Below are 12,084 nucleotides of genomic sequence, written 5' to 3' on the forward strand. Positions count from 1 at the left end.
GTTCCTGATTAAAAACTACATTTTACCAAATAGTAACAATAATTTTCTTGAAAATACATATATTTCTATGGTAAAATTTTGCAGTAAATATGTGTAACTAATTAGATAAGTTACATAGAGATGATTCTTTTGGAGGAGAGATATGTATACCAGTCGATTTCAAACACTCGTAGACGTTATTCGCGACAGAAGTAAAATAACAGACCGAGGTATTCGTTTTATTGATTCTGATAAAATGGAAACTTTGATGTCCTATCGTCAATTATTTAACGAAGCCAGAGGTTATTTGGGATACCTACAAGAAATCGGCATAAAACCAGGGCAGGAGATTATTTTTCAGATTCAAGAAAACAAACGATTTATTGTCGCATTTTGGGCTTGTATATTGGGTGGAATGATACCTGTACCTGTAAGTATAGGTGAAGATGAAGAACAAAATATGAAAGTATACCGTATTTGGGATTTGCTGAAGGACCCTTTCATGATTGCTTCTGAGAAAGTGCTAGGTAAAATGAAAAAATTTGCTTTGGAACATGAAATATCAGATTTCCATCATCAGCTGGAGAAAAGAACGGATATAATACATGACCAGGTATATAAGTATGATGTTGTTAGATATAACGAGCCCAAGTCGGAAGACCTGGCATTCATTCAATTCTCGTCTGGATCAACCGGTGATCCCAAAGGTGTTATGCTCACTCATCGAAATCTGATATACAATGCGTGTGCTGCAATCAATGGTACAAAAATCAGCTCGGATGATCGTTTCCTCTCTTGGATGCCGCTCACCCATGATATGGGTTTGATCGGATTCCACCTCGTTCCATACGTGGCAGGTATTCATCAATATCTGATACCAACGGAATTATTTATTCGAAAGCCAATTCTATGGATGAAAAAAGTCAATCAACATAGAGCCACTATCCTCTCATCTCCTAACTTTGGTTACAAGTATTTTTTGAATTTTTTCCGTGAAGACAAGGCCGATGGATGGGATCTGTCATGTGTCAGAGTCATCTATAATGGTGCCGAACCTATATTGCCAGAGGTTTGCCATGAGTTTCTGAATGTGTTATCAGCCTATCAGTTGAAGAAAACGGCTATGTTTACCGTGTACGGATTAGCAGAGGCATCCGTAGCAGTTTGCTTTCCTCCAATAGAGAAAGAATTTGCTGCGGTATATGTACACCGCGATCATCTGAATTTTGGTGAGCATGTCATTGAAGTCGAGAAGGATGCAGAGCATGTGGCATCGTTTGCTGTCGTTGGTCAAGCTGTGGACTATTGTCATGTCCGAATATGTGATGAGGATATGAATCCCGTTCCAGATTATGTTATCGGTAGGATACAGATTCAGGGAGATAACGTCACCCAAGGATACTACAATAATCCGATGGCAACCGAGAACGTATTTACTCGTGATGGTTGGGTAATTACAGGGGATTTGGGTTTTACGATGAACGGTACTCTTGTGGTCACAGGACGAGAGAAAGACATTATCTTCATGAATGGTAAAAATATATATCCTCATGACATCGAGCGTGTAGCTATTCAATTGCACGAGATTGAACTCGGCAGAATTGCCGCTTGCGGTGTGTACGATTCGAATAGTCAGAGCGAAGAAATTATTGTTTTTGTCGTTTATAAAAAAAAGATCGAACACTTTCTGCCACTCGTAAAAGACATTAAAAAGCATTTATACATCCATGGAGGATGGAGTGTCAAGGAAGTACTGCCTATTAAAAAATTACCGAAAACAACGAGTGGAAAAATTCAGCGCTATCAGTTAGCCAAGCAATATGAAGCTGGAAGGTTTTCAGCAGAATCTGCACTTATCCAAGAAGCACTTATGAAGGATACAGGAAGAGAAATGGAAACCGTTTCTGTTCAAGTCTTGGAACGGGAACTGATATCCCTATTTTCTGATGTTTTGGTGGGGAAAAGGATAAAAGTTGAAGATAGCTATTTCGATATGGGTGCAACTTCATTGCAGCTGGCCCAGATCGCTGAACGTATCGAAGAGAAATATGGAGAAGAGTTAGCCGTTACGGATCTCTTTACCTATCCATCAATAACGGATTTAGCAGGATATTTGGCTGGTAGTCGCAGTGAAAATAAAAGAGTTCATCCCGCTCGGGAACAGGAGTCATCATCAAATGGTATAGCCATCATCGGTATGTCTATGAATTTTCCCGGAGCATCAAATGCAAGTGATTTTTGGCGTGTCATGGAAGAGGGAGAACACTGCATTAAGGATTACCCTGAGCATCGGATACAAGACGCAGCGGATTATATTCAGTCCATTCGGAGTGAAACGGACCAACTGGAATGGATCAAAGGCGGTTATTTAGATCAAATCGATCAATTTGATTATTCATTCTTTGGATTAACCCCGAGAACTGCCCAATTTATGGACCCGAATCAAAGAATGTTTTTGCAAACAGCATGGCATACGATCGAAGATGCGGGGTATGCAGGTGCAGGGATTAATGGAAGTCATGTTGGCGTGTATGTGGGTTATTCCAAAGTCGGGTATGATTATGAACGACTTATCACGGCAAGTTATCCTTCAGAGATCAAACACTATATTATTGGAAATTTACCATCTGTACTGGCAAGCAGAATCGCATATTTTTTAAATTTGAAAGGTCCGGCACTGACAATTGATACAGCTTGTTCTTCCTCGCTTGTTGCGGTTCATATGGCATGTAAAGGTTTGCTTGCAGGAGATTGTGAAATGGCTATTGCAGGAGGGATTCGAACCGCGTTGTTACCGATCAGTATCGGACTGGATATGGAATCTCCAGATGCATTGACACGAACGTTTAGTGAAGATGCGAACGGTACAGGCTTTGGTGAAGGTGTTGGAGCGGTTATGCTGAAGCCATTGCAACAAGCTATGCAGGATGGCGACCATATCTATGGCGTAATTAAAGGAAGTGCGATTAATCAAGATGGTAGAACGGTTGGTATTACAGCACCTAATCCCGAGTCACAGACGAATGTCATTGAACAGGCGTGGAGAGAGGCTGGCATTTCTCCGGATACACTGCATTTTATAGAAGCACATGGAACAGGCACCAAATTAGGTGATCCCGTTGAATTTAATGCTTTACGTAAGGCTTTTGAAAAATATACGGATCGAAAACAATTTTGTGCGATCGGGTCAGCCAAGGCCAACATAGGACATAGTTTTGAAGCGGCGGGGATCGCCGGATTAATTAAATCTGTTCTCATGTTACAACATAGGACGATTCCACCGTTGGTTCACTTTAATAAGCCTAATCCGGCACTGAAATTTGAATCTTCTCCTTTTTATGTGAATCAGGAATTGATGGCTTTGACTGACGAAGATCGACCTTTACGATGCGGGGTCAGCTCGTTTGGCTTCAGCGGCACAAACGCGCATGTGGTTCTTGAAGAATATGTTCCATCACAGACAGTACAACATACATCGGATCAAGAGCCTCACCTATTTGTGTTATCTGCTCTTAATGAACGGGCACTGAATGACCTGATCAGCATGTATATCCAGTATATAGAAGAGCACAGCAATGTTAACATTCAACAAATCTGTTACACAGCAAGTAGGGGAAGGGCTAGTCTGGATTATCGGCTTGCTGTCGTTGTAAAGAGTACACAGGAACTGTATGCAAAATTGAAACAAATTGCACAAGGAGAAAACAAGATTTCCGACGTTTATTTTGGTTATGCCAAACAAGACAGGGCAATCGCTTCCGAACATCTCTATGCATTGACAAAGCCAGAATCATTACGTTCATTCGGTGAGTTATTTACACAAGGGGCAGTAATCGATTTGGAGAGGTTGTATGAAGGCGAGATCATCCCTAAAATTCCATTACCTTTATATCCATTTGAGCAGAAAAGGTGTTGGATCGAAGTCAAACAACCGGTATCTGCAAAACATAAGGAAGAAAGGAATGGGGTTCCAATGGAAGAAAAAACAAACGACGTGCAATTGAAAATTAAGACAAGCATCAGTCGCGCATCCGGTCTGAAACTGGCAGAACTAGATGAACATGCCCATTTTCTTCAGATGGGACTGGACTCCATCATTCTTGTGCAGATCAAGAAAGAGATATTAGACGAGTTTCGCCTGGATATTCCGATGGAGATGTTTTTTGAGAATCTTACGAATATCCATTCCTTAGTGCAATATGTGTCAGAGAATAGAAAAGGTTTTGATATGTCTGCACACTTAGATGATGCGCCAGAACAGGAACATTCCGAAYAACAACATCTTGCATCGGTGCCTCATACAAATCAAGCCAGATCAGCGAATTCAGACCAAATTGTGATGTCTGCCATCCAGTTGATGGAATCCCAATTAAAAAGCCTGAATTTGCTATTGGGTGAGCAAACAGCTGCTCAAGTGAATCATTCACAAATGAAACAACCTAAACACGATGAACTCAATGAACTTAATGAGGTTAAAAAGGTCAGAGAAATGCCAAACATTGAAAACAGCAAGGGGATTCGAACGGAAAACGTTACATCCGATCCCGATTCCAAAGAAATCAAGCCGTTTATACCGTATCAATCACTGAAAATTCAAGAAGAAAGTCCATTCTCTGAGTTGCAGAACCAATATATTGAACAATTTATAGCCAAGTATACTGCTAAAACCGAAGGCTCTAAGCTAAAAACGGACCAAACCCGTTATGTACATGCCAACAATCGTAATGTTGCTGGATTTCGTTCTTATTGGAAAGAAATGGTTTATCCCATCATTGCTGCACGTGCTGCTGGGTCAAAATTATGGGATGTAGACGGGAACGAATATTTGGATTTGACGATGGGGTTTGGTGTCAATTTATTTGGTCATAATCCATCCTTTATTCAAAATATTATGGCTGAGAGCATTCAAGAACAGATGCCCCCATTAGGCCCTATGTCCGATCTGGCAGGAGATGTTGCAGCGAAAATTTCAAAGCTGACAGGTGTAGAGCGTGTCGCATTTTATAATTCAGGGACTGAAGCTGTCATGGTTGCGCTGCGTTTGGCAAGAGCTGTAACGGGACGTTCCAAAGTTGTATTATTTTCCGGATCATACCACGGTACACATGACGGCGTACTTGGAGTAGCGAATCCCGAAGAAGTTTTATCATCTGCACTGCCCATGGCTCCCGGAATTGTGCAAAGTTCTATGGAAGATTTGATCATTCTGAATTATAACCATCCGCAATCCCTTGAACGGATTCGTCATATGGGTGATGAATTGGCTGCTGTGCTGGTTGAGCCAGTACAGAGTCGAAGACCTGATCTGCAACCAACGCCTTTTTTACATGAACTTAGAGAGATTACTACGCAATCCGGTACTGCACTTATTTTTGATGAAGTCATAACTGGATTTAGGATCGGGTTGGGAGGAGCACAGGAATGGTTTGGAGTTCAGGCGGATCTGGTTACCTATGGAAAAGTGGTTGGCGGCGGGCTGCCAATTGGTATCGTTGCGGGCAAAGCTGAATTTATGAATGCTGTAGACGGAGGCATCTGGAATTTTGGCGATTCTTCTTTTCCCTCCGACGCAGACAAAAAAACCTTTGTTGGTGGAACATTTTGTACCCACCCGCTTACTATGCGAGTAACGCTAGCCGTACTGCAGCATCTTCAATCCGAAGCAGGAGTTTTATACAAAGAATTAAATGATAGAACAGATTATCTTGTCAAGGAATTGAATGAGTTTTTTAAAACATCGAATGTGCCTATGCAGATGGTGAACTTTGGATCACTGTTTAGATTTATTTCCTTTGGGGATATGGAGTTGTTTTTCTACCATCTAATCCATAAAGGTTTATATATTTGGGAAGGCCGTAACTGCTTTATATCTACAGTTCATTCCATGGATGACATGAATACCATCATTAGGATTGTGAAAGATACGATCAGTGAATTGCGGGAACTGGGCTTTATTCCTGGTGCTTCACCTGTTATGGAAGTTCCGCTGTCCTTGGAGCAAAAACAATTATTACTAACTACACTACACGGTGAAGATGCAAATGCCGCATTAAATCAGAGTGTTATTTTGAAAATGAAGGGCCAGATGAATCTGGCCGCTCTGGAACAGGCTGTGAATCAGATTGTACAGCGTCATGAAGCTCTGCGAACTGTTATTCATGCGGATCGTGAGACACAACAAATCAGGGAAGTAATGGAATTTCACTGCACATGGCTGGATTTCTCCATATACGTTGGCGAGAAGCAAGAGCAGGAACTATCCGATTGGTTATCTACCGACGCGAGTGAAGCATTCAATCTGCAATCCGGGGAACCTTTGTTTCGAATTACGTTGCTTAAAGAGGCAGCGGATCAATATGTTATGGTGCTTACCTTTCATCATATTATTGCAGATGGCTGGTCGATTGCTTTATTTATTCAAGAAATGGAACAAATTTATTCTTCTCTTATTCGAGGAACTCCAGTTCAATTGCCAGAAGCCACTCTATTTCGTGAGTATTTAACATGGCAGCGGCTTGAACAGGGCAGAGGTGCGTATGACCAAGGGATCCAGTTCTGGCAAAAGCAATTTTCCTTATCCTATCCGAATGCAGTTCTACCAACGGCGCAGTCCGTTGAAGTGCAAAAGGGATATTCAGGCGCACGATACTCCTTGAAACTGGATCATTCCTTAACAGCTTCCTTGCGAACATTGAGTATAAGTAATAAAAATAGTTTGTTTGTCACGATGTTTGCCGCGTTTCATTTATATTTGCATCGGCTCACAGGGCAGTCTCAGCTTGTGATTGGAGTGCCTACGGCAGGTCAATCTCATATGAGGAAAAATGCTTTGATGGGCAACTGCGTCAATATTGTACCAGTTCATCATAGCTTGTTAACGGAGCAGTCTGTTGCGAACCATATTGTTCAGCTTAAGGAGAGGTTGCCTCTTGTCATGGAACATCAGCATGTTCCATTAACGCTTGTATCCGAGCAGCTTGCCCCTATGAGAGCACCGGAGACCCGCATTTTATTTAATATGGATCGAACGTTTCATCACCTGCAATTCGATCATATTGAAACGAAGCTTGTGGCGTATCCGATCAAACATATTTCATATGATTTATTTCTCAATATCACGGATGTAAGCCATGAACTTCATCTAGATTTTGATTACAATACCGATCTGATTGGACATGAGATCATGAAATTATGGTCTGAAGGGTTTATAGGTTTACTGCAACATATGGTCAGTCGTCCTGAAGCTGAGATTTCGTCGTTGACATTATTTACAGATCAACAACAGGCACAATTAGACGATATGTACAATCAGTTTAAAACAGAACGTGCTGTTAGCATTAGGCGTACTGCCGAGTTTGCGCATCCGGTCAATGCTATTGAACGAAAGCTGGCGCGGATTTGGGAGGACGTATTGTCTCTGGATCAAGTGGGCAGAAATGATCACTTCTTTGATCTCGGAGGCAACTCTCTCCAGGCGACAGTGATGCTCTCCAAAGTCCATCAGCAGTGTGCACAACATATTTCAATCGTTCAATTATTCAAGAATAAACACCTGAAGGAGCTTGCCAGTCTGATTACAGACGAGAACGTAAGCCCACTTGTTCCGATCAGTCCCCTGGAGGTCAAAGAGCTATACGAGACTTCTCCTGCACAACAACGAATCTATTTTCTGGATCAATTCGAGCCCAATAGTGTGTTCCAGAATATGTGCGGTTATCTGACAGTCAGAGGAGATATAGATGAAGCTAGATTAGTTGATGCGTTAGAACAAATGGTGCAGCGTCACGAAGCTTTTCGCACCAGCTTTCACCTCGTTGAAGGAGAACTTTACCAAGCCATTGCTCCTTCAATTGATTTTCAAGTGAAACGATCAGAGCAAAGCTATGATTCATTTGAACAACATATCAAGGCGTTTACCAAACCGTTTAATTGCTCACAAGCTCCATTAATACGCGCCGAATTCATTCGTGCAGAAGCGGATTATGCAGTGATTCTGATTGAGATGCATCATATTATATCGGACGGGTATTCCGTGGGTATTCTAGCGAATGAACTTATTGATGCATATGCCGGAAAAAGTATGCCGGAAATCAAGATTGAGTACAAGGACTTTGCTGCTTGGCAGAAAGAGTATATGGCAGGTGAAGCATATAAACAGCAGGAGAAGTACTGGCTGGATCAATTCAGTGGGGAGTTACCTTACCTAAATCTGCCCACTGATTTTGTTCGGCCACCGCACTTGACTTCGGCTGGGTCAAGATTGTCATTTGTTCTGGATCTGGATTTGAAAGAGTCTCTGAATAGACTAGCCAAACAAACAGGTACCACACTGTTTATGGTGTTGTTAGCTGCGTACAACGTGCTGCTTCATCGATATACAGCGCAAGAAGATATTATCGTAGGAACGCCAACATCTGGAAGGAATCATCCAGATGTTGAGCATATGATCGGTGTCTTTATTCAGACGGTAGCGATTCGATCTCAGCCTGCCGGGAATAAATCGTTTCGATCCTATCTCGAAGAGATCAAAAATCAATCTCTCGATGCATTGAATAACCAGGACTATCTATTTGACCATCTTGTTGAAAAATTAAACACACATCGGGAGTCGACAGGAACAGCCTTATTTAATACCATGTATATTTTTCAAAATACAGCGTTGAATTCAAGGCAGGAAAAGAACTGCGATTTTAAAGTGAGGGAGATCAACCTCGACGTATCATTATATGATCTGATGTTCATCGTTGAAGAAGATAACGAGTATCTGGAGATGCACTTGAATTACAAGACAGAACTATTTGAACGGAATACCATCGACCGAATGAAGACACATCTGCTCAATATCCTCAGAGACATTGTGATGGAGCAGGATGTTGTATTATCTGATATTCAAATGTTGTCTGAACGGGAGCAGTATGTCCTTTTACATGATTTTAATGATAGCTCAATCGAATATTCCCGAGATCAGACCGTAAAGGAACGCTTCGAAGCACAGGTAGAACGATCCCCTGACCAATTGGCTCTTAGTTATGGCAATGAGCAGTTAACATATCGTCAATTGAATGAACGAGCGAATCAGCTGGCATATACGCTGCGGGCTGAAGGTGTGTGCACGGATCAACTTGTAGGAATCATGACAGAGCGTTCCATTGACATGATTGTTGGCATCTTTAGCATTATCAAAGCGGGCGGGGCATATGTACCGCTTGACCCGGATTCTCCTGAAGAGCGTATCCAGCATATCTTGCGTGATTCAGGAGCGATGGTGTTGGTCACACAAGAACATCTGAAACAAAGGGTCATTTTCGATGGGAAAGTTATAGATTTAAACGATGAAAAAAGCTACGCATCTAATCTCTCCAACTTAGAACGGGTAGGGGATTCCAGCCAGCTGGCATATGTACTCTATACTTCCGGTACTACGGGGATGCCAAAAGGCGTCATGATCGAACATCGTCACGTTCAACATTTAGTTGCCTCGCTGTACAGCCAGGTTATGAAAGAAACACATAACGGTATGCATGTTGCAGTACTAGCTCCTTACTATTTCGATGCATCGGTTAAACAGATTTTTGGCGCCCTGCTGTCAGGACATGCCTTGTTTGTTGTAGACAAGGAAACGGTTGGGGATGGACAAGAGCTAATGAATTATTACAAACAGTATGAAATTGAGGTAACCGACGGTACACCTGCTCACCTGAAATTACTTGCCAGGGCAAAAGACGTTCACGGCATATCATTGAAATATGTGCTTATTGGTGGAGAGGCTCTTTCTCAGCAAAGTGTGGCTGAATTCAATGCTTTATTTTCACTCCACTATACGCCGCCAACCATATTTAACGTTTACGGTCCGACTGAATGCTGTGTCGATGCTGCGACATACCGTGTTGTTCCTGAGGAGTTGGACACAGAAAACAGAAAAAATCATCTGCCGATTGGCCGAACATTAGGCAATAATCGTCTGTATGTATTGAACAATCATGAAAAGGTTCAGCCTGTGGGTGTTGTTGGGGAATTGTGCATTTCAGGTGACGGAGTAGGCAGAGGATATTTGAACTTGCCTGAACTGACAGCAGAAAAATTCGTGCGTGATCCCTTCGTCCAAGGCGCGACGATGTATAAGACGGGAGATCTGGTGAGATGGTTGCCTGATGGAAATGTAGAGTATTTGGGGCGAATCGATCATCAAATGAAGATTCGAGGCTATCGAATTGAAGTGGGCGAAGTTGAAGCAGCATTATTGCTTGTACCAGGTGTGAAAGAAGTAATCGTGATTGCACATGAGGATGAGAACGGAGACAAATCTCTATGTGCCTACTTTACGGCGGATTCCGAAAAGACCGTTGGAGAGTTGAAACAAAATCTCGCTACTCTGCTGCCCAATTATATGGTTCCAGCTTACTTTATACAGCTCGATAATATGCCTCTGACCTCCAATGGGAAAATTAATCGACGTATACTCCCGCCTCCACTAGAAAACATACAAACGGGAAGTGAATATATCGAACCCCGGACATCCTTGGAAAAAACGTTACTACCCATTTGGAAGGATGTACTTGGTATAGATCAAATCAGTATAAAAGACAGTTTCTTTGATGTAGGAGGCAACTCTTTACGTGCGACAAAGCTGGCGTACAAAATCAATCAAAACCTCAGTGTTCGTATCACAGTCAGAAACGTATTTGAATGGCAGACGATAGAACAAATGGCCCAGTATATTAATCAGATGGAGCAACAGTTTAATCAGTCTATTGTACAAGCGAAGGAAAAAGAATATTATCCTATTTCTTCTGCACAATTGAGAATGTACATTATGAGCATGAAAGCCGGTGAGGAGCTCACCTACAACATGTCAGGCCTGTTTATGCTGGAAGGAGTGCTTGATCGGACACGATTGGACGCAGCTTTTCAGCAGTTAGTAGATCGTCATGAATCGCTCCGGACTGCTTTCAAAGTCATCCATGGAGAACCCAAACAAATCATATATCCTGAAGTGAAGTTTGTCATTGAATCCATTCAGGCGGTGGAAGAAGAGGTGGAAGACCAGGTAGAGCAATTTGTTCGTGCCTTCGATCTGGGACAAGCACCGCTTATGAGAGCAGGGCTGATTAAACTTCGAGAGGATTGCCATGTACTGTTAGTGGATATGCACCATATCATTGCAGATGGGCTATCTGTGCAGATTTTAATGACCGAACTCGGTCAGTTATATCGCGGAGAAAAGTTATCCCCTCTTCGAATTCAATACAAGGACTATGCGGAATGGCAGCAATTCCAACTTCACAGTGATTGGATGAAAAAGCAGGAGCAGTATTGGCTCGAGGTATTCAGTGAAAAGATTCCACTATTGGAATTGCCGATAGATTATGAAAGACCTGAATCGCCACGTTATGAGGGGGATTTATTGGAAATTTCTGTAAACGAAGAGCTGGTCATAAGCTTGAGAAAATTGGAAGCTCAGACAGGAGCAACGTTATACATGATCCTGCTCGCGGCTTATACCATTTTGTTGTCTAAATATAGTGGACAAGAGGATATTATCGTGGGTATGCCGATTGCGGGAAGAACACATGCAGAGCTGGAGCCGGTGATGGGCATGTTCGTGAATACACTTGCTGTTCGAAATCAGCCTGCGGCAGATAAAACATTTGCAGCCTATCTGCTGGAAGTCAAAGAACATATGCTGAACGCTTATGAGAATCAGGATTATCCGTTTGAGGAATTAATCAAAAAAGTTGATCTAAACAAGGATGCACGGCGGAACCCGCTGTTTGACACGATGTTTGTATTGCAAAATACAGGTCCGTCAGAGATGTGTATGGATGGTCTCACCTGTAAGCCATGTGCTCCCAATAATCGCGTATCCAAGTTTGATTTAACGCTGTATGTTACCGAGTCGGATCAGCAAATGGATGCCGCTTTTGAATATAGCACAATTCTATTTGAAAAAACCACGATTGCAGCCATGTCACAACACTTGTTTCTAATTCTGACAACGATATGCTGTGAACCTCATATTGAAATCAATCAGATTAAATTTACTGAAGAGGACATGAATGAAGGTACACTGACTGATCTGATCGAGATGGATTTTTTCTAAATGAA

General features: G+C 42.1%; 1 protein-coding gene. It reads left to right on the plus strand.

Annotated elements, in window-relative coordinates; all coding sequences use genetic code 11:
• The first annotated feature begins 142 nt into the window (after nt 1-142).
• Nucleotides 143-12,079, plus strand: a complete 11,937-nt coding sequence (locus AB4Z30_RS01925) for an amino acid adenylation domain-containing protein (RefSeq protein WP_441922728.1) — start codon at nt 143-145, stop codon at nt 12,077-12,079.
• The last annotated feature ends 5 nt before the right edge of the window (nt 12,080-12,084 follow it).

Origin of the sequence: Paenibacillus sp. 2TAF8, assembly GCF_052114825.1 — a bacterium.
In the GTDB taxonomy this organism is placed as follows: Bacteria; Bacillota; Bacilli; order Paenibacillales; family Paenibacillaceae; genus Paenibacillus.